The 22,138-nt window shown below is 55.2% G+C and carries 23 protein-coding genes; 16 read left to right on the plus strand and 7 right to left on the minus strand.

The window, feature by feature from the left end; all coding sequences use genetic code 11:
• From ACEW72_RS05245 to rimP, 4 genes are all read right to left on the minus strand, one after another.
• A partial coding sequence (locus ACEW72_RS05245; protein ID WP_373475326.1) for a translation initiation factor IF-2 associated domain-containing protein occupies positions 1-231 on the minus strand: 231 nt, incomplete at its 3' end.
• 21 nt (positions 232-252) lie between these two features.
• Complete coding sequence (locus tag ACEW72_RS05250) at positions 253-963, minus strand: DUF448 domain-containing protein (RefSeq protein ID WP_373475327.1); 711 nt, start codon at positions 961-963, stop codon at positions 253-255.
• A complete protein-coding gene (gene nusA, locus ACEW72_RS05255) occupies positions 941-2,551 on the minus strand; it encodes a transcription termination factor NusA (protein ID WP_373475328.1) in 1,611 nt (536 codons plus the stop codon). Before nusA ends, ACEW72_RS05250 begins: the two co-directional genes overlap by 23 nt.
• Positions 2,544-3,116, minus strand: coding sequence for a ribosome maturation protein RimP (gene rimP, locus ACEW72_RS05260; RefSeq protein ID WP_373475329.1), 573 nt, complete (start codon positions 3,114-3,116; stop codon positions 2,544-2,546). The genes nusA and rimP overlap by 8 nt, the downstream gene beginning before the upstream one ends.
• A 186-nt stretch (positions 3,117-3,302) precedes the next feature.
• On the opposite strand from rimP, the gene ACEW72_RS05265 reads away from it, so the two are divergent.
• Positions 3,303-4,448, plus strand: a complete 1,146-nt coding sequence (locus ACEW72_RS05265; RefSeq protein ID WP_373475330.1) for a PQQ-dependent sugar dehydrogenase — start codon at positions 3,303-3,305, stop codon at positions 4,446-4,448.
• Positions 4,449-4,465: 17 nt separating this feature from the next.
• Here ACEW72_RS05265 and ACEW72_RS05270 read toward each other — a convergent pair whose 3' ends face one another.
• Positions 4,466-5,329: a DUF1499 domain-containing protein gene (locus tag ACEW72_RS05270; protein WP_373475331.1), complete on the minus strand. Its 864-nt coding sequence runs from the start codon at positions 5,327-5,329 to the stop codon at positions 4,466-4,468.
• A gap of 136 nt (positions 5,330-5,465) precedes the next feature.
• Between ACEW72_RS05270 and ACEW72_RS05275 the strand changes: the two genes are divergently transcribed.
• From ACEW72_RS05275 to ACEW72_RS05295, 5 genes are read left to right on the plus strand one after another with little or no spacing between them, the layout of a single operon-like run.
• Entirely contained in the window at positions 5,466-6,701 is a 1,236-nt protein-coding gene (locus tag ACEW72_RS05275; RefSeq protein ID WP_373475332.1) for a TCR/Tet family MFS transporter, read from the plus strand.
• Between the two features lie 2 nt (positions 6,702-6,703).
• A complete protein-coding gene (locus ACEW72_RS05280; protein WP_373475333.1) occupies positions 6,704-7,234 on the plus strand; it encodes a GNAT family N-acetyltransferase in 531 nt (176 codons plus the stop codon).
• Positions 7,235-7,265: 31 nt separating this feature from the next.
• Entirely contained in the window at positions 7,266-7,817 is a 552-nt protein-coding gene (locus tag ACEW72_RS05285) for a DUF1285 domain-containing protein (protein WP_373475334.1), read from the plus strand.
• Positions 7,814-8,386, plus strand: coding sequence for a CoA pyrophosphatase (locus tag ACEW72_RS05290; protein ID WP_373475335.1), 573 nt, complete (start codon positions 7,814-7,816; stop codon positions 8,384-8,386). The genes ACEW72_RS05285 and ACEW72_RS05290 overlap by 4 nt, the downstream gene beginning before the upstream one ends.
• Positions 8,383-9,609 carry a CCA tRNA nucleotidyltransferase gene (locus ACEW72_RS05295; protein ID WP_373475336.1) on the plus strand — a complete coding sequence of 409 codons (1,227 nt, stop codon included), beginning with the start codon at positions 8,383-8,385 and terminating at the stop codon, positions 9,607-9,609. The genes ACEW72_RS05290 and ACEW72_RS05295 overlap by 4 nt, the downstream gene beginning before the upstream one ends.
• On the opposite strand, the gene ACEW72_RS05300 is transcribed toward ACEW72_RS05295, so the two are convergent.
• Positions 9,567-11,306, minus strand: coding sequence for a putative bifunctional diguanylate cyclase/phosphodiesterase (locus ACEW72_RS05300; RefSeq protein ID WP_373475337.1), 1,740 nt, complete (start codon positions 11,304-11,306; stop codon positions 9,567-9,569). The genes ACEW72_RS05295 and ACEW72_RS05300 overlap by 43 nt on opposite strands.
• A gap of 83 nt (positions 11,307-11,389) precedes the next feature.
• Positions 11,390-13,714 (minus strand): DNA topoisomerase IV subunit A, encoded by a 2,325-nt coding sequence (gene parC, locus ACEW72_RS05305; protein ID WP_373475338.1) that lies wholly within the window; start codon positions 13,712-13,714, stop codon positions 11,390-11,392.
• A 126-nt stretch (positions 13,715-13,840) separates the two neighbouring features.
• Between parC and purB the strand changes: the two genes are divergently transcribed.
• The 10 genes from purB (at position 13,841) to ACEW72_RS05355 (ending at position 22,088) form a co-directional block, all read left to right on the plus strand.
• On the plus strand, positions 13,841-15,151 hold the full coding sequence (gene purB / locus ACEW72_RS05310) for an adenylosuccinate lyase (RefSeq protein ID WP_373475339.1): 1,311 nt from the start codon (positions 13,841-13,843) through the stop codon (positions 15,149-15,151).
• A 63-nt stretch (positions 15,152-15,214) separates the two neighbouring features.
• A complete protein-coding gene (locus ACEW72_RS05315; protein ID WP_373475340.1) occupies positions 15,215-15,517 on the plus strand; it encodes a hypothetical protein in 303 nt (100 codons plus the stop codon).
• Positions 15,514-16,188 carry an orotidine-5'-phosphate decarboxylase gene (pyrF, locus tag ACEW72_RS05320; protein WP_373475341.1) on the plus strand — a complete coding sequence of 225 codons (675 nt, stop codon included), beginning with the start codon at positions 15,514-15,516 and terminating at the stop codon, positions 16,186-16,188. Before ACEW72_RS05315 ends, pyrF begins: the two co-directional genes overlap by 4 nt.
• Positions 16,189-16,191: 3 nt before the next feature.
• A complete protein-coding gene (locus ACEW72_RS05325; RefSeq protein WP_373475342.1) occupies positions 16,192-16,662 on the plus strand; it encodes a GNAT family N-acetyltransferase in 471 nt (156 codons plus the stop codon).
• Entirely contained in the window at positions 16,659-17,306 is a 648-nt protein-coding gene (locus tag ACEW72_RS05330) for a phosphoribosylanthranilate isomerase (protein ID WP_373475343.1), read from the plus strand. Before ACEW72_RS05325 ends, ACEW72_RS05330 begins: the two co-directional genes overlap by 4 nt.
• Positions 17,293-18,534, plus strand: coding sequence for a tryptophan synthase subunit beta (trpB, locus tag ACEW72_RS05335; protein ID WP_373475344.1), 1,242 nt, complete (start codon positions 17,293-17,295; stop codon positions 18,532-18,534). The genes ACEW72_RS05330 and trpB overlap by 14 nt, the downstream gene beginning before the upstream one ends.
• Positions 18,531-19,316 (plus strand): tryptophan synthase subunit alpha, encoded by a 786-nt coding sequence (trpA, locus tag ACEW72_RS05340; protein ID WP_373475345.1) that lies wholly within the window; start codon positions 18,531-18,533, stop codon positions 19,314-19,316. The genes trpB and trpA overlap by 4 nt, the downstream gene beginning before the upstream one ends.
• Positions 19,317-19,318: 2 nt before the next feature.
• On the plus strand, positions 19,319-20,173 hold the full coding sequence (gene accD, locus ACEW72_RS05345) for an acetyl-CoA carboxylase, carboxyltransferase subunit beta (protein WP_373475346.1): 855 nt from the start codon (positions 19,319-19,321) through the stop codon (positions 20,171-20,173).
• A 187-nt stretch (positions 20,174-20,360) separates the two neighbouring features.
• Entirely contained in the window at positions 20,361-20,654 is a 294-nt protein-coding gene (locus ACEW72_RS05350) for a GIY-YIG nuclease family protein (RefSeq protein WP_373475347.1), read from the plus strand.
• Positions 20,655-20,750: 96 nt separating this feature from the next.
• Positions 20,751-22,088: a folylpolyglutamate synthase/dihydrofolate synthase family protein gene (locus ACEW72_RS05355; RefSeq protein WP_373475348.1), complete on the plus strand. Its 1,338-nt coding sequence runs from the start codon at positions 20,751-20,753 to the stop codon at positions 22,086-22,088.
• Positions 22,089-22,138: the final 50 nt, after the last annotated feature.

Consider the following 22,138-nt stretch of genomic DNA (forward strand, 5'->3'; position numbering starts at 1 on the left):
CGCCGCAACAGGCGGCGGGGGTGGTGGCGGGGGTGGTGGCGCAGCGGTCACCACCTCGGGCTCGGGTGCATAGCCGGGCTTGCCCACCAGTTTCTTGCGCTTTACCTCGACCACAACCTTGTTAGTGCGGCCGTGGCTAAAGGTCTGTTTGACTTCACCAGACTCGAGCGAACGGCTCAAGGTGAGCGGCTTGCGCGTCAATGTCGGCTTGTTATTGGTATCATCACTCATCTAAACAGAACCCGTCCTTATTCAATCAATAGCGGGGATATCAGTATCGGGGCCCCGCTTTTCCGAAGCATAACTTGCGGAATCGAGGGGCGCATTACTGCATCCTTTGAAATTTAGCCAGCGTCCAAGATGTTGTGTCACCCTGTCAGCTGATTTTTGGTCTAATAGTGCAACATGCACGGCATTTTGCCGCCCCAGCGCCGCAGATAATGCATCACGATCCAGTGGCAGTTTGATACCGCCCTTGCCTGTTCCTTCGGCGTCCTCGCCAACGCGCCATGCCTGGTCGCGTTTGCCGCTGCCGTCGGCGCTTGCATCAGAAGCGTGAAGCAGAAGCCGGACCTGACCACTGCGAGACGCCGCATCAATTTTCGCCGCACCCAAGATAAGATGCCCTGCCCGTGCTTCCAAGCCCAGCCGGTCAAGAAATGCCTTTTCCAAGCCACGTTCGACACGTCCGGCAATATCGTCAATCAACGCAATTTTGTCAGTCTTGAACGCACGGCGCAGCAATCCGGCAAGTTTGCCTTTGGCCTGCGCTTTGGCGAGTTCGTCGCGGTTTACACCTATCCACGCCCCGCGACCGGGGGCTTTGGCAAACAAGTCAGGCGCGACGGTTCCGTCGGGGCCGAGCGCAAGCCGGATGAGCGTGGCGCGGTCGCCATGCTCACCCGATAATATGCACTTCCTTATAGGAGAGTGTCGGTTCTCATTGGGAGTCGTCCGCTGCAACCGCGTCCTCCTCTTCGAACCAATGGGCGCGTGCGGCCATGATGATCTCATTGCCCTGCTCTTCGGACAATCCGAACACAGCCAATATACCTGCCTTGTCTTCGGTGCGATTGCGGCGAACTTCACGGTCGCTGCGTTCGTTACGGCGCGGTTCGCGGGCTTTCTGGATCAGTTCGTCGGTCGCAAGGTCAGCCAGATCGTCAAGCGTCTTGATCCCGGCTTTACCCAGAACCACCAGCATCGCTTCGGTCAGGACCGGCAATTCAGCCAGTGCATCTTCGACGCCCAATTCGCGGCGCTCTGTCCGGTTGGTTTCTTCGCGGCGTTCCAACGCTTCTTGTGCGCGGTTTTGCAATTCCGATGCCAGATCTTCATCAAATCCTTCGATCGCGGCGATTTCTGACGGATCGACATAAGCGACTTCTTCAAGTTCACTAAAGCCTTCAGCGACAAGCAATTGCGCCAGCGTTTCATCAACGTCCAGTTCCTGCTGGAACATTTCGGAACGCTCGACAAATTCCTTCTGCCGCTTCTCGCTCGATTCCGCCTCGGTCATGATATCGATACCACGACCCGTCAATTGCGAGGCCAGGCGGACATTCTGACCACGACGGCCAATGGCGAGGCTCAACTGATCGTCGGGCACAACAACTTCGATGCGGCCTTCTTCTTCGTCGATGACCACGCGGCTGACTGTCGCCGGTTGCAATGCGTTTACGATAAACGTCGCTGTATCTTCCGACCAGGGAATGATATCGATCTTTTCGCCCTGCATTTCCTGAACAACTGCCTGTACGCGGCTGCCTTTCATACCGACGCACGCACCAACAGGATCGATGCTGCTGTCATAGCTGATGACACCGATCTTCGCACGGCTACCGGGGTCACGCGCCGCCGCCTTGATTTCGATGACACCGTCGTAAATTTCCGGGACTTCCTGCGCGAACAATTTCTTCATGAAATCGGGATGGGCGCGGCTTAGCAGAATCTGCGGACCGCGATTTTCACGCTGCACTTTCATGATGAGGGCGCGAACGCGATCACCATTGCGGACCACTTCGCGGGGAATCTGCTGATCGCGGCGGATAACGCCTTCAGCGCGACCCAGGTCAACGACTACATGGCCGAATTCGACCGATTTCACGACGCCAGTAATAATCTCGCCAGCGCGTTCCTTGAATTCTTCAAATTGACGCTCACGCTCGGCATCGCGGACTTTCTGGAAAATAACCTGCTTGGCCGATTGCGCGTCGATGCGACCCAGATCCACAGGAGGCAGCGGGTCGACGATAAAGTCACCGACGGCCGAACCCTTTTGCAGCTTTTCCGCCTGCTTAAGGTCGACCTGCTTGAAATAATCCTCAACTTCTTCAACAACCTCGACAACGCGCCACAGGCGAAGGTCGCCGGTCTGCGTATCAAGCTTTGCGCGAATGTCGTTTTCCGCACCATAACGCGCACGGGCGGCGCGCTGGATCGCTTCTTCGAGAGCTTCGACGACAATTGCCTTGTCGATCATCTTCTCAGATGCAACCGCATTGGCAATTGCGAGCAATTCAGCCTTGTTCGCGGCAATCGTATTAGCCATACTCTTCGTCTTCCTGTGCTTCGTCGTGAATGGGGTCTGCCTCTACTTCGTCGGCCCCATCGCTATTGATGGGCGCAGTCGACGCAATAAGGCGGTCTGTCAAGAGCAGCTTGGCCGAACCAAGCGCGGAAAAGGGGAAAGTCAGGCGGCCAGCTTTGCGATCGTCGACCAATATGATCTCGCCATCAACGCCGGCAAGATCGCCACGCATATTCTTGCGACCATCCATAGGCTCGGCCAGTTCAATCTTCGCCTCATGCCCTTTCCAGTCGGTAAAATCGGCAAGACGCGTCAACGGCCGGTCGATTCCGGGCGAACTAACTTCCAACCGATAGGCTTCTTCTATCGGGTCAAGTTCGTCAAACAGATCGGAAATACGGTGCGACAAGGCGGAGCAGTCATCGATGCCGAGTTGACGCGTCTCTAGCCGTTCCGCCATCACCTGCAACGTTGGCTCATCACTTCCCTGTGCGCCATTTTCAAACCACGCAACGCGCACCAACGCAAAGCCAAGGGCTTGCGCTTCGGGCGATATCAACGCAGTCAATTTGTCGAGGTCGGGCAACGTCGGTCTTTCTCAGGCTTTCTGCAAAGCTTTCGGGTGCCGGCCCCGATAGGCGCCAGCGCTTCCAAAATTTTGCAATGTAAGGATGACTCCCATATATCGCGGACAACCATTATATGCAAGCCTCTTGCTATCGGGCGACAGACGCACCAATTCGTGATGATACAAAGCCAAGGAGCCTTCCCAATGAACAAATCCGCTTTACTCATATCGGCAGCATTGATGATCGCCGCGTGCCAACCGACAGATAGCGACGCCGCAGCGGCCGGCGGCGGGGACAAGCCCTTTGAAATTGCCGTGGTCGCTGACTTTGACCAGCCTTGGGCCATGACCTTCATTCCGGGCACTCCCTACGCCTTGATTACAGAAAAAAAAGGAGAGCTGAAGCTTTGGCAAAGTGACGGCCCGGTGGTTGACGTTGTTGGTGTTCCGGCAGTCGCTTATGGTGGCCAAGGCGGGCTAGGCGACGTTGTCTTGCACCCCGACTTTGCCAATAACCAATACATCTATCTCAGCTTTGCCGAAGCAGGAGCAGGAGCAGGCGGCTTTGGCGCGGCCGTTGCCAGGGCGAAGCTGCTACTGGATGGTGCAAAGCCTGCTTTGAGCGATGTCCAGGTAATCTGGCGGCAGGAACCGAAAGTTTCAGGACAAGGACATTATGGCCACCGTCTTGCCTTTGGCCCTGACGGGATGCTCTACATCAGCAGCGGCGAGCGGCAGAAGTTCCAACCTGCACAGGATTTGAACCAGAATTTGGGTAAGATTGTCCGATTAACCGATGGCGGCATGGTACCGTCCGACAATCCCTTTTATGATCAGGGCCGCATCAAATCACAAATCTGGTCCTACGGCCATCGCAATCCGCTAGGGCTCGCTTTTGATGCACAGGGCCGTTTGTGGAATCAGGAAATGGGGCCAGAGGGCGGCGACGAGTTAAACTTCGTCAAGAAAGCCGCAAATTATGGCTATCCCAAGGTATCAAATGGCCGCAATTATGGATCATTCACCGACGATATCCCTGACCACAAAGCCGGAGACGGATTTGAAGCACCCAAGGTCTATTGGAATCCTGCAATCTCGCCAGGTGGCCTGATGATATACTCAGGCGATATGTTCCCGCAATGGAAAGGCGATGCGTTCATTGGTGGCTTAGGCGCCCGGGCGCTGGTCAGGGTGAAGCTGGATGGCGAAAACGCCAGCAAAGGTGACCAATGGGACATGGGCGCCCGCATCCGTGAAGTGGAACAAGGCCCCGATGGATCCATCTGGTTACTCGAAGATGGCAAAAACGGGTCTGAAGGACGCTTGCTAAAGCTGACACCGAAAAAATAGACAAATTGACGTAAATTCTATCGCGCAGCGGTCACCGTACCTGTCAGATCGGCAAGGAAAGAGCGAACGCGCTTTGCGTTCATTCCCAAATCGCTGACCCCGACACGGCTGACAGAGCGCATGTCGACGACGCTGCCTTCACCGGTATCTGTCGGGCGCACCCGGATCACGACGTCATCTTTGAATTTGAAAAATGCGCTGGTTTCTGTTGCTTCCATCCGCCCCTCTTCAGGTAGCGAGATCGCCACTGTCCAGTTTCTTGCCTTTGCCAAACGCTCGGCCTTGGCAACAACCACTGGCACAGGTTCATTGATGCGGACCGAACGGATATCGCCATAAGCCTTCTGATGCACCATGACCCAGCGCTGTTGCGGGGTCAGGCCTTTCATCTGGGCATCATCGGCACCCGGAATATTGTCCAGATTATCGGCCCTAAGCTGAAGCGTCCGAAATACCGGTGGATCGGCCAGATCGGTCGAAACATCGTGAATGGCAGGAACCGACAGGGCCGAAAACAGGAACGTACCGACCCAACCAACATAAACCAGAGCAACCAACATTCCGGCCCAGCGGCGACCGCGCGGCGCGGGATTGATCGACTTGCGCGCGCGCCAACCAAATAGAGCGCCGAAAAGCAAGGCGCCTATGCCCAGAAAAAACGCCCAAGTGACGCCTTTCAGCCCTGACGTGAATTCCCAGAAACCCCATCCGGTGCCGACTGCGGACACAAGGCCCCACAATAAAGCGCCGACGCCGGCAACAAGGACGAGTGTACCTTGATAATCGAATTTCTTTTTCTCGGCTATTGGCATTGCAGGTGACGGGTTGACCGAAGGCGATGCCGTTTCGGCTTGCTCGGCGGGAATTTCCTGTTCGTTCAAAACCTGTTTCCTTATCATGACGACATAATCGCCTCATGCTAATCGAAGTTCCCCTTCATGGCAATTTACCGTTCAAAATTATGTTTGCGCATGACATTCAATTGGACAAAATACCGTTCAACTGACAGGAGGCGGCATGATTATAGACCCCGCCTCGCAGAAACGCGCAAAGCGATTTGTCCTGCTGACGGTGTTCATATATTCGGCCGGCTTTGGTATCATCATGCCGGTTCTGCCCGATCTCATCCGTGAACTGACACAGTTGAGCCTTTCCGAAGCGACGCGATTGGGCGCGTGGATCGGCGCGGCATACGGCATATTCCAATTCGTTATGGGACCGTTGATGGGGAATCTTGGCGACCGGTTTGGACGCCGTCCGGTGTTTTTGGTTTCATTGTTCGGGTTTGGTATCGATTTCCTGCTTATGGGATTGGCTCCCTCTATAATCTGGCTATTTATCGGCCGCTCGATTGCAGGTGGTTTTGGCGCAATATTTGGCCCGGCCAATGCCGCAATGGCCGACATGTCGAGCGCAGAAGATCGCGCCGCCAGCTTTGGTAAAGTTGGTGCGGCCTTTGGACTTGGCTTTATAATAGGGCCAGCACTCGGCGGATTTTTAGGCGACTTTGGCACACGACTGCCTTTCTTCGTTGCCGCAGGCCTTGCCTTTGCAAATGGCATCTACGGGTATTTTGTATTTCCCGAAACAATGACCAAAGACAGGCAACGCCCGTTCGAATGGCGTCGCGCGAACCCATTTGGGGCATTGGCAAATCTGGGCAAGATAAAGGGCATTTTGCCGATCGCCTTTATCTATTTTCTGTGGGTATGTGCGATCAATATCTATCCGGCATCCTGGTCCTTTTTTGCTCCCGCACAATTTGGTTGGGACAGCAAGATGGTGGGTATTTCCCTGACACTGGTCGGGGTTTCCATGCTGCTTTTCCAATCATTGGTAATTGGCAAAGTCGTCAAACGCTTTGGTGAACAGAAAACCGCCATGATCGGGATGGCCTTTGGCGTGACCAGTTTCACGATTACGGCCTTCCTTACCAATGGAACAATTGCACTGTTGTTGAACGTCCTGAACGGATTTTCGGGTATGGCGATGCCAGCGATTAACGCGATGATGTCGCGGCGAACTCCACCGAACCAGCAAGGCGAATTGCAAGGATTGAATGGCAGTATGTCGGCGCTGGCATTTTTGATGGCGCAATTGGTGTATAATAATCTGTTGTCGACGTTCACGGGCACATCTGCCCCCATCTATTTTCCCGGAGCTCCATTCCTTGTTGCTGCCGGCCTTGGTGTTTTGACGTTAGCATCATTATTTCTGTTATCCCGGCGTGACCCCGAACCCGCAATGCCCTGAACATGCCGCAGCCTGTTAAACTTTCCAGCCTTTCAAGTCATGCCGTCGAAAGCCTTTTGGATGATGCCTTTGGTTTGGACAGGCATCAGCGGACGGCATATTTGCTCCGTCAAGGAATGCCGGTCATCGACCGACTGTCTTTTGGCGTAATGTTGAAAGATGATTTGGTGGGAAGCATCCAATGTTGGCCAGTCGCAATCGGGGATGCGCCTTTGATACTTGTCGGCCCGGTTGCAGTTGCCCCCAAGATGCAAAATGAAGGTTTCGGAAAAATGCTGATGCAAAAAATGCTCGGCGCGGTTCTTGCGACAGATGATCCGATGGTGATGATCGGCGACCCGGAATATTATGGGCGCTTCGGTTTTGACCCGGTCGGTACACAAGGCTGGACTTTACCGGGGCCTTGGGAACCGCGGCGGCTATTGCTGCGTAATCCGGAGCATGCGCGCTTACCTGTAACTGCGCCACTTGGTCCACGCCGTATAAATTTGGGTCGGGATGTCATGGGCCACGACCTGTCGCCGATTGTTTGACGGCTGCGACCTTTGCCCTTATCGATTTCAAATGCCTTATGAAGCGCCGGATCTGGCCACGTTAAACCTTGCCGAAATTGCCGATCTCGTTGCGGCACGCAAATTGCCCGCCGTCGAAAGCTGGCAGCCAACGGACATTGGCGACAGCGAAATGCGGATAACTTCTGACGGGAAATGGTATCATCAGGGTGGAGAGATCAAGCGCCCTGCTATGGTACGCGCTTTTTCCGGCTTGCTCAGACATGATGCCGACGGAACATACTGGTTGGTAACGCCGCATCAAAAATTGTCTATTCTGGTTGATGATGCGCCGTTCATGGCCGTCGAAATGCAAAGCGAGGGTGAAGGCAAAGACCGCAAAATTGCATTTCGTTTGAACAGCGACGATTTAATCATGGCCGGTCCAAATAACCCTATCGAGGTTCACAACGGCCTTCTTTACCTGCAGGTCCGGTCAGGTTTAACCGCAAAAATCGCGCGCCCGGTTTATTACGAGCTGGCCGATATTGCCCTGGAAGAAAGCCCTGATGCTCCTGTCGTCTGGAGCAATGGTGTATCGTTTTCTATTGGTTCGTCTGAATGAGCTGGATCGAGCACATCACGGCTGCACTTGACCCTTCGCGCCGCATTGATGTCGAGGATGAGCGCAGCCTTGGCGAGGTCACCCATCGTCCTGCCGCCGTGCTCATTCCAATAACCGAACGCGCGGAACCCGGTGTAATCCTGACGCAAAGACCCGACTGGTTGCGCAGTCACGCAGGGCAAGTCGCGTTTCCGGGCGGTAAAATTGACGATACCGACGCCGACGAAGTTTTCGCCGCATTACGTGAGGCGCATGAAGAATTGAGCATCAATCCCGTTGATGTGAAAGTCATCGGCGTTGCGGACACCTATTACTCCGGAAGCGGATATCGCATCGCACCCGTCGTCGGAATCATTCCGCCGGACCTTCCACTATTGGCAAACCCGGACGAGGTCCAAGACTGGTTCGAGGTTCCTCTGTCCTTCTTGCTTGACCCTGCCAATGCGATGAAGAAAGAAGCGAACTGGAATGGGGAATTGCGGACCTATTATGATATGCAATGGCATGACCGCCGAATCTGGGGCGTTACCGCCGGAATCATTGCAAATTTGGTGCGGCGTCTGACATGACGTCAACGGTTGCTGATACCGAATGGTTTCGTGCCGATAGCTTGCGCCACGTTGTCGACGCACTGCGTGATGAACATGGCGGCCCTCGCATAGTCGGTGGCGCGGTTCGGGATACTTTACTCGGTGTTTCCGTGACTGACATCGATCTGGCGACCCCGTTGATTCCGACCACTGTAGTCGACCGGCTTGAAGCTGCGCGCATCAAGGCTGTGCCCACCGGTATTGATCATGGCACCGTGACCGCAGTTGTTGATGGCAAAAACTATGAAATCACAACTTTACGACGCGATGTTACGACAGATGGCCGGCGTGCAACGGTCGCATTTTCAACCGATTGGCGCGAGGATGCGGCACGACGCGATTTTACCATAAACGCCCTTTATGCCGACGCGGAAAGTGGTGAAATTTTCGACTATTTTAACGGTCAAACAGATCTCAAGGCGGGAATCCTGCGTTTCATTGGCGATGCAAACCAGCGGATTGCCGAGGATTATCTCAGAATATTGCGCTATTTCCGGTTTCTCGCCCGTTACGGCAATGGCTATGTCGATCCTACAGCTGTGATTGCGTGTAAAAACGGGGCGCATGGTTTAACGGCGCTATCGCGTGAGCGGATTGCACAGGAACTGACACGGTTGATGGTGCTGCCCGATCCGGTACTTGCTGTGCAGTTGATGGCCGATAACGGAATATTCGCGCCGTTTCTGCCGGAACTCAAAGACGATGCCCCGAAACATTTGGCGCAGCTTTCAAAACGCGAAAACGTGCATGGCCAGAAAATTTCACTGCCTGCACGGTTGTTGACGCTGGTGCCACGCGACGCGAATGTCGTGGACCGTGTTGCGGCACGTCTGAAACTTTCCAATCGGCTGCGGGAGCATTTGGCCAAGAGGGTGAGTGACCCTGACCCCGATATATTGAATATCAGGGAAATCGCCTATCGTAACGGCATTCAATGCGCCACGGATGCGGTGATGCTTTACACCGACAACGCAACCTTGCCAGAGTGCCTTACAAAGCTGAAAGATTGGACTATTCCGGGTTTTGGAATAAAAGGGGGCGACTTGATTGCGCTAGGGCTGCCGATTGGCAATGTCGTGGCAAAGACCTTGGTATCCGTCGAAGCAAAATGGGTCGCCGAAGATTTCCCCCCGCGCACCCGTCAAATGGAAATCGCGCGTCAGCTTGTCGGAACGCTTCTGTCCGCATCCAAAAAGGCATAAGCCGCCTCACCCGTCATTGGCCGGGCGAAATAATAACCCTGACCAACCGAGCAACCCAAGCGGCGCAAAACTTCTGATATTTCGCTGCTTTCGATTCCTTCGGCGGTTGTTTTCATGCCCAAGGCGCGGGCAAGTGACAGCACCGTGCGGACAATCGCACGCTTGTCCTTGTTGACCATCATTTCCGATACGAAACTGCGGTCGATTTTGAGCACGTCGATCGGCAATTGCTGCAAATAGGCCAAATTGGAATAACCTGTTCCAAAATCATCCATTGCCAAATTGGTGTCCAGCGCCTTCAGATTGTCGAGCAATTGCTTTGCGCCGATCGGATCGTTGATGAACGCGCTTTCAGTAAGTTCAAGCGTCAGCCGGTTGCCCGGTATTTTTGCCCCCCGCAGGGCTTCTGCGACGGCTTCGACGACATTATCGCGTTGAATTTGTACGGCAGACATATTGACCGAAATCCGGAAATCCTGTTCGCCGATCAGGCGGGAATCCCATAATGCGATGGTCTTGGCCGCCTCTTCCAGCGCCCACCGACCCAAAGGAACAATCAGGCCGCTTTCTTCTGCGACGGGGATGAAATCAACAGGGGAAATGGCCCCGAGATCCGGATGATGCCAGCGTGCGAGGGCCTCGAAACCGCTAAGCGACCCTGTGTCCAGATCGACCAAAGGTTGATAATGCAGTTCAAGTTCACCCATTTGCAAAGCCCGGCGTAAATCGGTTTCCATGCTGAACCGACGACGGGCGGTATCAACCGTGCCCGGTGTATAAAGTTCGAAGGCCTTGGAATTTTTAGCCTTTTTCAGCGCGATCTGGGCATGACGCAGCGTGTCCATTGGATCATCGCCGCCCACGGTGCCAATAGCAGCGGCCGCGGCGCAATCAACCTGGATTTCAAGGCTGGAAAGCTGGCACGGCGTTGCAAAGGCATCCATCAACCGGTCTGCGATCCGCCGCACATCCGAACAATCATTGCCCAACTGAACAAACAAGGCAAATTCATTGCCCCCCAGCCTGCACAGGATTTCATTGCTTCGCGTTCGCGAGTTCAACCGGCGGGCAACGGTAATGATAAGTTCATCACCAACCATCGCGCCTGCGGATTCGTTTATGCGGCTAAATCGAGCTAGGTCGATCAGGATGATCGCATAAGCTTGGTCCGACCCGCTATCTGATAGCGCTTCAATTCTTGCTTCGATTTCTTCTTCAAACCCTGTTCGGTTACAAAAACCGGTAAGGCTGTCGCTGAGCATTTCGCGGCGGAGATTGAGGCGGCTGGTTGCTTCTGCTGTGCGGTCGACCATAGACAACAAGATCATGGTCCCGTTCGCACCGAAACGCGCGATGCTGATTTCCAATTCCCGTTTGTTTACAGGGTCCGGCGATTGCCAACATTCAAAATGGGTATCTCTGCCGTTTTCCACCATATTAAATGCGCGGTCGGCCAGTGTTCCGAGATCCAGCCCCGCTTCCCGTTCAAAGCCGAGTGCCAGATCGTCGAATTTCGGGTTGCTCAGGACATATTCTACCCGATCATCTTTCAACCGAAAAATCGCACCGGCAATCGGCAGCGACGCCAACCAGCCAAATTCGAGACGTGGATCAACCGGATTTAGCTGCGCAACCTTCGTCAGCTTGGCGCTGAAAGGGGATAACTCGGCAGTATCGCGTCGGATAATATGCTTCATTCCAACAATTCATAAGAGGAAGATGTAAAAAATAGTCTCTTAGATTTTGGTGGATATTTGGTTAATTTTCGACAAGCCGATTGTTAGTCAAACCGGTTATTACGCGGAAATCCTTGGGGAGGGAGTCTTCCCGCCGCCCCCCGCGCCACGCGCCAGAGCGACATGTCATTCTCGGTCCGCATCCGCCCACTCTCGCCACCCATAGCCCAGCTCAGCCCTTCGCTCAGAAGGAAGCACATGGCGTCGGCAAGACCGCCATCTTTATACCGTTGCAGCGTCACACCCTGCCCCTTGGACATTTCCGGCACCTCGCTCAACGGGAAAACCACGAGCTTACGGTTTTCGCCGACGACAGCGAGATACTGGTCCTTCAGCACCGCTTCATCTTCGGTTTCAGGCGGCGCAGGTCGCACAACCTTCAACCGCACACCAGGTTTCAGCGTCACGACGCCGCGTCCCTTGCGGGTCTCGGCAATGACGTCCGCCATTTTTGCGATAAAGCCTTTGCCTGTCGACGCCGCCAGCAACATCCGGCCATTGGCCGTTGCCGGAAAGACAGAAACAATGTCATTACCCGCTTCAATATCGATCATCGACCCGACGGGCTCACCAAAGCCGCGCGCGCCGGGCAATTTGTCGGCACCCACTGTGTAGAAACGGCCATTTGCCGTGGCGATTAGTATCTTGTCCGTCGTCTGGGTATGGAATGCGAAGGCGAGGCTGTCGCCTTCCTTGAACTTATAGTCCGCTTTTGCCGACAAGTCCGCATGACCCTTCATGGCCTTGATCCAGCCCCTCTTCGACATAATGACCGTCACCGGTTCGCGCTCGACAAAGGCTTCGAGCGAAATTTCCCTCGCCTGTCCGGCTTCTTCCAACGACGTGCGACGCCGGCCCAATTCGGTGTCCTCGGAATAGCTTTTGCGTAAAGCCGCCAAATCCTTTTTAAGCCGCGTCTTTTGTCGCACTGGGCTTTCAATCAGCTTCACCAATTCTTCGCGTTCAGCCTGCAACTCGCCAAGTTCACGGCGAAGCTCCATTTCTTCAAGCCGACGCAGCGACCGCAGCCGCATGTTCAATATGGCTTCGGCCTGTCGGTCGTTGAGCTGGAATTCTTCCATCATCGTAGGTTTGGGTTCATCTTCGGTCCGGATGATCTCGATAATCCGGTCCAGATTGAGGAACGCGATGATATAGCCTGCAAGCAGTTCCAGACGGGCATCAATCTTGTCGAGGCGGTGCTGTGACCGGCGTACCAATACTTCAAGCTGATGGTGCAGCCAGTGCCGAAGCACCTCACCAATGCCCATGACCCGCGGCGTACGCTCTGCATCCAGGACGTTGAGGTTCAGCGAGAAGCGGGTTTCCAGATCGGTCAGGCGGAACAGCGCGTTTTTCAGGTCATCCGGGTCGACATTGCGGCTTTTGGGAACCAAAACGATCCGGATCAGTTCGTCACTTTCGTCGCGAATGTCCTCCAATATCGGCAATTTCTTGTCGGCAATCAGTTGGGCGATCTGCTCGATCAACTTGCCCTTTTGAACCTGGTAGGGAATTTCCGAGACCACAAGTTGCCATGTGCCGCCCGACTGTTTTTCAACGCCGGTTTGTTCCCAATTCCCCGCCTCGTCCCGCCCGGTCGAGAACCGAGCCCGGACACGCATCGCGCCGCGACCGCTTGCATAGGCGGCGCTGATGACGTCCTTGCTGTCCACCAACAGGCCGCCCGTTGCAAAATCGGGGCCCTGCACGATGTTCATAATTTGCTCATGCGTGGCTGATGGTTCGTCAATCAACAGGGTCGCGGCATCAATGATTTCCGCTACATTGTGCGATGGAATGCTGGTCGCCATGCCCACGGCGATGCCACTTGCCCCGTTGGCTAGCAGATTGGGGAAAAGCCCCGGCATCACCTCGGGTTCTTCATCTTCCCCATTATAAGTTGGGCGGAAATCCGAGGCGTTTTCATCAAGACCATTCATCAACTCGATGGCGGTCTTGGTCAGGCGGGCCTCTGTATAGCGATAAGCCGCCGCATTATCGCCGTCGATATTGCCAAAATTTCCTTGCCCGTCGACCAGCGGATAACGGAGCGAAAAAGTCTGCGCGAGACGCACCATCGCGTCATAGACTGACTGGTCACCATGCGGATGATATTTACCGATAACGTCACCCACAACGCGGGCGCATTTCTTGTAGCCCTGCGACGGATCAAGTTTCAACAAACGCATCGCCCATAACAGGCGCCGGTGCACGGGTTTCAGGCCGTCGCGCAAATCCGGCAAAGACCGCGCGGTTATTGTCGACATCGCGTAAATCAGATAACGTTCCGACAAAGCAACATCAAAAGGCGCATCGACGATGGCGTCGAATGGATCTTCGGGTAATGTATCAACTATATCAGACATTGCAGCCCCGATAGCGGCGGTTACGCACAGCGCAAAGTGGCGAATTCAGCAATCCACAGATTTGTTATCAATCGCTTGCTCTGCTAACGGGGCCCCGACTCTGATATTCTGCTGAAAGCTGCGCCCATGATCCCTCGTTATTCCCGCCCCGCCATGACCAAAATCTGGGAGCCGGAGAACCGATTTCGAATCTGGTTTGAAATCGAGGCCCATGCCACGGATGCCCTTGCAGAATTGGGCGTAGTCCCGAAGTCCGCGGCGGAAGCATTGTGGGCGTGGTGGGCGACAAACCCGGCCATCGATGTGGCGGCAATTGACGCCATCGAAGCGGTTACCAAACATGACGTTATAGCTTTCCTGACATGGGTTGCCGAACAGGTAGGCGACGAAGCGCGCTTCATGCATCAGGGTATGACATCCTCGGATGTGCTGGATACGTGCCTTGCCGTCCAGTTGACACAGGCGACGGACCTTCTTCTGGCGGATATGGACGCGCTGCTCGCCGCCCTGAAAACGCGGGCGCTGGAGCATAAATTCACACCGACCATTGGCCGAAGCCACGGTATCCACGCCGAACCGGTTACCTTCGGCCTGAAACTGGCTCAGGCTTATGCCGAATTTGCACGGGGACGTGAACGTCTGGTTGCCGCACGGGCCGAGATTGCAACTTGCGCGATATCGGGTGCCGTTGGAACATTTGCCAATATCGATCCGAAGGTCGAGGCCCACGTAGCCGCAAAGCTAGGCCTTTCGGTTGAACCGGTGTCCACACAGGTCATCCCCCGCGACCGGCATGCGATGTTCTTCGCGATACTGGGCGTCATCGCCTCGTCCATTGAACGGCTCGCCGTCGAAATACGCCATCTGCAACGCACCGAAGTGCTGGAGGCAGAGGAATATTTTTCACCAGGGCAAAAAGGCAGCTCGGCCATGCCCCACAAACGCAACCCTATCCTGACGGAAAATCTGACCGGCCTTGCCCGTATGGTTCGCAGTGCAGTGACCCCCGCGATGGAGAATGTGGCGCTTTGGCATGAGCGGGATATTTCGCACTCCTCGGTGGAACGCTATATCGGCCCCGATGCGACCATCACGCTGGATTTTGCCCTCGGTCGATTGACCGGTGTTGTCGAAAAACTGCTGGTTTATCCAGCGCGTATGCAGAAAAATCTAGACCGGATGGGCGGACTTGTTCATTCGCAGCGCGTTCTGCTCGCGCTCACACAAGCCGGTATAAGCCGCGAAGACAGCTATGCCATCGTCCAGCGCAACGCGATGAAAGTATGGGAATCCGATGGCGCATTGTCGCTTTTGGAACTGCTCAAAGCCGACCCCGACGTGGCGGCAAAAATGAGCGCTACCGAGATGGAAGACCGGTTTAATCTCGATTATCATTTCAAATATGTTGATACGATTTTTGATCGGGTGTTCGGTTAGGTTATTCCCCCTACCCAAGCCGACAAACATTCCATAAGGTAGAGCAAAAGGAGCCTACCCCCCATGCGATTTCTCAAAACACTAATCTGGGTAACCGCGATAGTGGGCCTGATCGTGTTTGCGATGAACAATTGGGTTCCGGTTTCGATCAGTCTTTGGGGCGGTATGCGTCTCGACACGAAATTGCCGGCTTTGGTAATTGCGGCCTTCTTTTTGGGCTTTTTTCCGCTTTATTTCATTCACCGAACGCTTTTATGGCGAATGAGGCGGCGCATTTTGACGCTGGAGGGAAATCAGCGGACCATCACTCCGCCCCCGCAAACCGCCGCGCCCGGCCCTAGCTACGCTTCAGGAGATGCGATATGAGCAACCCGCTTTTTGTCGCTATTGACACACCCTATCTCGAAACTGCGCTGGAACTTACGCGCAAAATCAAGAACCATGTGGGCGGTGTTAAACTGGGCCTCGAATTTTTCTGCGCCAATGGTCATCATGGTGTGCATGAAGTGCAAAAACTGGGGTTGCCCATCTTCCTTGACCTGAAATTGCATGACATTCCCAATACGGTTGCCAAGGCCATGCAGGCGATCCACGCACTTGAACCAGCAATCGTTACCATCCACGCGGCCGGCGGTCGCGCGATGATGGAGGATGCAAAGGCAGCAGCAGGGGCGCATACCAAAGTTGTCGCCGTGACGGTATTGACCAGCCTCGACGATCATGACTTGAACCGCGTCGGCGTGGCAGATAGCCCCGATGTTCAGGTCGCCCGCCTCGCCGCTTTGGCGCAAGAGGCCGGGCTGGACGGTATCGTGTGTTCCGGCCATGAAATAAAAGCGGTCAAGAAGCTCTGGAAAGACGGCTTTTTTGTCGTCCCAGGCCTGCGCGCTGAGGGTGGCCTTAGCGGTGACCAGAAACGTACGGTCACCCCGCGGCAGGCCCGCGACGATGGTGCCAGCATATTGGTGGTGGGCCGTCCGATTACCAAGGCTGAAAGCCCCGATGACGCAGCGCGGGCTATCGTCGGGACGCTGTAAGGAATGACCGTAAGCTATCGGTGGGCCGATTCAGCCGATTATGATGTCCTCGGCGAAGTTATCTTTGACGCCGTTAGAAACGGCCCCAGCCTTTATGATGAAGCCCAGAGACACGCTTGGCTTTCAGCGCCAAAATCTGGACCTGATTGGCATCAACATTTGGCGGTACAATCAGTCGCTGTGGCCGAAACATGCGACACTATCGTGGGTCTGATGAGCCTTACACAGGATGGGTATCTAGATTTTGCTTTTATCCGACCGGCTTATCAAGGCACCGGAATATTCAGAAAACTGTTTGCCATGATCTTCGAATTGGCCGTATCGCAGAGACATTCAAAGATTCTTGTCCATGCCAGCCTTATGGCCCAACCAGCATTCTCCGCGATGGGCTTTGAAAACCTAAAGAAGGAAACCGTAGATTTGAATGGGCAGGACCTTGATCGATTTGAAATGCAACTTTTTATCGTTCGATGAGTAAGTTCACCCAAATCAAAATTTGCGGTCTTAATGACTCGGCGGGTGTTGATGCCGCAGCGCGGGCGGGGGCGACCCATATCGGGCTTAATCTCTATGCCAAAAGCCCTCGCTACGTCCCGCTTGAACAAGCCGCCGCATTACGGATGCGGACGCCGGAGCAGGTGAAGGTTGTACTATTGCTCGTCAATGCCGAGCCGGATTTTACCGCAAAAGCGATGGAAATCGTCAAGCCAGATGTCCTGCAATTTCACGGCGATGAAACACCCGAATGGCTGCGTATACAAAAAGACGCGACGTCGGTTGAAATATGGAAAGCTCTTGGCATCAAGGATGCTGAAACCTTGAGGCAAAGTGCGCGTTTTGTCGGCGCAGTCGACCTGTTGCTGTTCGATGCCCCTGCTCAGGCGTTGCCCGGCGGAACCGGGATGCGGTTTGACTGGTCGCTTCTGGCCGATCACCGCCATGAACTGCCTTGGGCGTTGGCCGGTGGCTTGACATCTTCCAATGTAGCCGAAGCGCTCCGCCAGACGCGCGCACCAATGGTGGATACTTCTTCCGGCGTAGAATCTGCGCCGGGCATCAAGGATATGGACAAGATTGCCCAGTTCTGCAAAGCGGTGCACGATTATGACAACAGCTGACCCCACCCCAAATTCTTTCCGCAACCAACCCGACGAGCGCGGCCATTTTGGCCAGTTCGGTGGTCGTTACGTCGCCGAAACACTCATGCCACTCGTGCTGGATCTCGAACGCGAATACAGGCTGGCCAAAACCGATCCGGCTTTTCAGGCGCAATTCGACGATCTGCTCGAACATTATGTCGGGCGCCCTTCCCCACTATACTATGCAGAGCGACTGACCGAGGACGTACGCAAGACAGCACCGGAGGGCAAAGGCGCGCAAATCTGGTTCAAGCGCGATGAGCTTAACCACACCGGCGCACACAAGATCAACAATTGCATCGGACAGATTTTGCTCGCGATCCGCATGGGCAAGACTCGCATCATCGCCGAAACCGGCGCGGGGCAGCACGGCGTTGCAACGGCAACCGTCTGTGCCCGCTTCGGCCTGCCCTGCTTCATCTACATGGGCGCGAAAGACATTGAACGGCAGCAGCCCAACGTGTTTCGCATGCGCTTGCTTGGTGCAGAGGTTATTCCGGTAACCAGCGGCGCGGGCACGCTCAAAGACGCCATGAACGAGGGCCTGCGCGACTGGGTCGCCAATGTGCATGATACGTTCTACATCATCGGAACAGCCGCCGGTCCGCATCCTTACCCCGAACTTGTGCGCGATTTTCAAAGCGTGATCGGCAAAGAGGCCCGCGCCCAGATGCTCAGCCGGACTGGGCGTCTGCCCGATTTGCTGGTCGCCGCCATCGGAGGTGGATCGAACGCCATCGGTCTGTTCCATCCCTTCCTCGACGACAAGGATGTGGCAATGCTGGGCGTCGAAGCCGCCGGACATGGTCTGGAAAAGGAACATGCTGCAAGTCTGGCTGGCGGACGCCCCGGCATTTTGCACGGTAACAAGACTTATTTGCTGCAGGACGAAGACGGCCAGATCGCCGAAGCGCATTCGATTTCGGCAGGGCTGGATTATCCCGGAATAGGACCGGAGCATAGCTGGCTAAAGGAAATCGGCCGCGTCCGCTATGACAGCGTGACCGATGTCGAGGCGCTTAACGCATTTCAGTTGCTGTGCCGCACCGAAGGTATCATCCCTGCCCTCGAACCCGCCCACGCCATCGCTGCGGTGGAACGCGAGGCCAAGAAAATGGACCGCGACCAGATTATCCTGGCGAATCTGTGTGGCCGTGGGGACAAGGATATCTTCACCGTTGCCGAGGCGTTGGGGACGGTGATTTGACCCGCCTCTCTGCCGCCTTCTCAAAACCACACGCCGCACTTGTCACCTTCATCACCGCTGGCGACGGAGACACCGCTGCTAATCTCGACGCGCTGGTCTCGGGCGGGGCGGATGTCATTGAGCTGGGGATGCCCTTTACCGACCCGATGGCAGACGGACCCGTCATTCAGGAGGCGAATATACGCAGCCTTGGCGCTGGCACCACTACCGCCGACATTTTCGCTCATGCCACCGCATTCCGCGCCCGTCATCCCGAAACGCCATTGGTGCTGATGGGCTATGCCAATCCGATGACGATCCGGGGCGGGGAATGGTTTGCATCCGAATGCAACAAGGCAGGCGTCGACGGGGTGATTTGTGTGGACATACCGCCAGAAGAAGACGCCGAACTCGGTCCGTTGCTGCGTTCTGCGGGAATCGACCTGATCCGCCTTGCCACGCCGACAACCGACAAAGCACGCTTACCCACGGTACTCGATGGTGCATCCGGATTTCTCTATTATGTGAGCGTCGCCGGCATCACCGGCCAGCAACAGGCTGTGCAAACCAGCATTGACGAGGCGGTCACCCGCTTGAAAGCCTATACCGACCTGCCCGTCGCCGTCGGCTTCGGAGTCCGCACGCCGGAACAAGCCGCCAACATCGCCCGTGTGGCAGATGGCGTAGTTGTCGGGTCCGCCCTTGTAGAACTGGTGGCGGAGCATGGCATTAACGCCGCTGGCGCTCTGCGCGATTATGTGGCATCCCTGAAACACGCAATCGTCGCAGCTAGAAAGGCCTGAAAATGAACTGGGTCACCCGAGTCCGCAACGCCATACCCTTCATCGCCAAGCGCGAAACGGCCGAAACGCTCTGGCACAAGTGCAAGGGCTGCAACGCGATGATTTTCCTTAAGGAATTTGAGGAAAACCAATCGGTTTGCCCAAAATGCGACCATCATGGCCGCATCGGACCCGCCGAACGCTTTGCCGCCTTGTTCGATGATGACAGTTACGATGTGCTGAAGCCGCCGGTCGTGGGCGAAGATCCGTTGAAGTTCAAGGATACCAAAAAATACACCGACCGCATCAAAGCCGCCCGTCTCGCCACCGGAGAGCAAGACGCCATGATCAGCGCCAAGGGCGAAGTTAACGGTCAAACTGCCGTTATCAGCGTTCAGGATTTTGCGTTCATGGGCGGATCGATGGGCATGGCCGTGGGCGAAGCTTTCGTCGATGCAGTAAGGGCCGCAATCCGCGCCAAATGCCCCTATATCATCTTCACCGCTGCCGGAGGGGCGCGGATGCAGGAAGGGATATTGTCTCTGATGCAAATGCCGCGTTCTACAGTGGCGATACAGATGCTGCATGAGGCAGGCCTGCCCTATATCGTCGTGCTGACCGATCCGACCACCGGCGGTGTGACGGCGTCCTATGCGATGCTGGGCGACGTTCAGATTGCAGAACCAGGGGCTCTCATCGGTTTTGCGGGGCAGCGGGTGATTGAACAGACAATTCGCGAAAAGCTGCCTGAAGGTTTCCAGCGTGCAGAGTACCTGCTTGAGCATGGCATGATTGACATGGTCACGCACCGCCACGACCTGCGCGGAGTACTGTCGCAGCTGATTGGATATCTCGCGCCCGAGAAAAAGGCAGCTTAAACCGCAATTCCCGACCTTGGATCCCCGCCTGCGCGGGGATGACAGTGAGAGGGCCGATATCGCGTAAATCTGTAAGTGACAAAAGAGTATTGGATGATAAAATCGTTTCGGATCACAAATATGTGACCTTCGCGACCATGACATCCTTTTTGTCATCCCCGCGCAGGCGGGGATCCATGGTCTACACTTGCAACCAACCTACTTCGTCTACATCATGGCCAGCCAGAAAAATGGTACTACCTACATCGGCGTCACCAACGACCTTTATCGCCGTGTGCATGAGCATCGCGAAAAACTTTATTCAGGCTTTTCTAGTGAAAATCGCACAACACGCTTGGTATATTATGAACAATATGTTGGTGTGCGGGACGCGATAAAGCGAGAAAAGCAGTTGAAAAAGTGGAACCGCGCTTGGAAGATAAATCTTATCGAACAAAACAACCCAGAGTGGCGCGATTTATGGTTCGACTTAAACCGGTAGTTCCGACCATGGATCCCCGCCTTCGCGGGCGTAACAAAGTAGAACAAGTGGATGACTAAGGTAAGTGAAAAGACAAATGTCTGTTGAACCAAACTAATGCCTGATCACGCAATCTCCACCGACTCTGCCGTTCAAGCACAACTCGACCGGTTGACCATGTTGTCCCCCGGGCGCGATGTTCTCGGGTTGGAACGGATTGCAGCTTTGCTCGACCGGCTTGGTAACCCGCACCACCACCTGCCGCCGGTGTTCCATGTTGCAGGAACGAACGGCAAGGGTTCGACCTGCGCCTTCCTCCGCAGCGCAATCGAGGCGACCGGAATGACAACCCATGTCTATTCCAGCCCGCATCTGGTGCGTTTCAATGAACGTATTCGGGTGGCGGGGCGGCTGATTGAGGATGGAATACTGGCCTCGCTTCTAACCGAAGTGCTGGACCACGCCGAAGGACTGCAGGCGAGTTTCTTTGAAGTCACGACAGCTGTCGCATTCCTCGCCTTTGCCCGTACTCCCGCAGATGCCTGCATCGTTGAAGTTGGATTGGGCGGTCGGCTTGATGCCACCAATGTTCTCGTCAAGCCTGTGGCGTGCGGTATCGCATCCCTTGGCATTGATCACGAAGCCTTTTTGCTTGCTCCCGAAGTTGGCACACCAAACGCGCCTTTGGACCGCATTGCTTTTGAAAAGGCAGGGATCGCTAAAGCCGGATCTCCCCTGCTTACACAAAAATATACCGCGTCGATGAGCGATACTATTTTGGAAACCGCTGCTCGAACGGGTGCAAAACTAATGGCCCGCGGAACTCTTTGGGATGCCGCTGCCTATGAAGGGCGCCTGCATTATCGTGACGAAAATGGGAAGCTTACCCTTCACCTGCCCCGCATGTCCGGCTCCCATCAGGCCGACAACGCCGCACTCGCCATTGCAATGCTGCGCCACCAGACGGCGCTTAATATCCCCGAAGCCGCTTTGTCCGCTGCGATGGAATGGACCCGTTGGCCCGCGCGTATGCAGTTACTCGCCGCGGGTCCGGTCACAGCGCAGTTACCGGAAAACTCAAACATCTGGCTTGATGGAGGACATAATCCCGATGCAGGTGACGCCATCGCAAAAACCCTAGAAAGTGGTCCGCAGGTTCACGTCATACTGGGCATGTTGAAAAACAAGGACGCGATGGGTTTTATCAAACCTTTTGCTGCAAAAATCGTATCACTTCATGCGGTACCGGTGCCCGGGCACGAACATCATGATCCCGAAGATTTATGCAGACTGGTGCAAGACGAGCTGGGTATCGTCAACGCCAGTCCGGTGAATAATGTGTCCACAGCGTTGGCCCGGATTGCAGCTGAAGGTCAGCCGGGCGACCTATTGATCTGCGGCTCGCTTTACCTTGCCGGCGAAGTCTTGCGCGCCAACAATCAAATTCCCGACTAACCCCGTGGTTGTCATTCCAGCGATAGCGGGAACGACAACATTAGAGCAGC

The sequence above is a fragment of the Sphingorhabdus sp. genome (assembly GCF_041737645.1).
In the GTDB taxonomy this organism is placed as follows: Bacteria; Pseudomonadota; Alphaproteobacteria; order Sphingomonadales; family Sphingomonadaceae; genus Sphingorhabdus_B.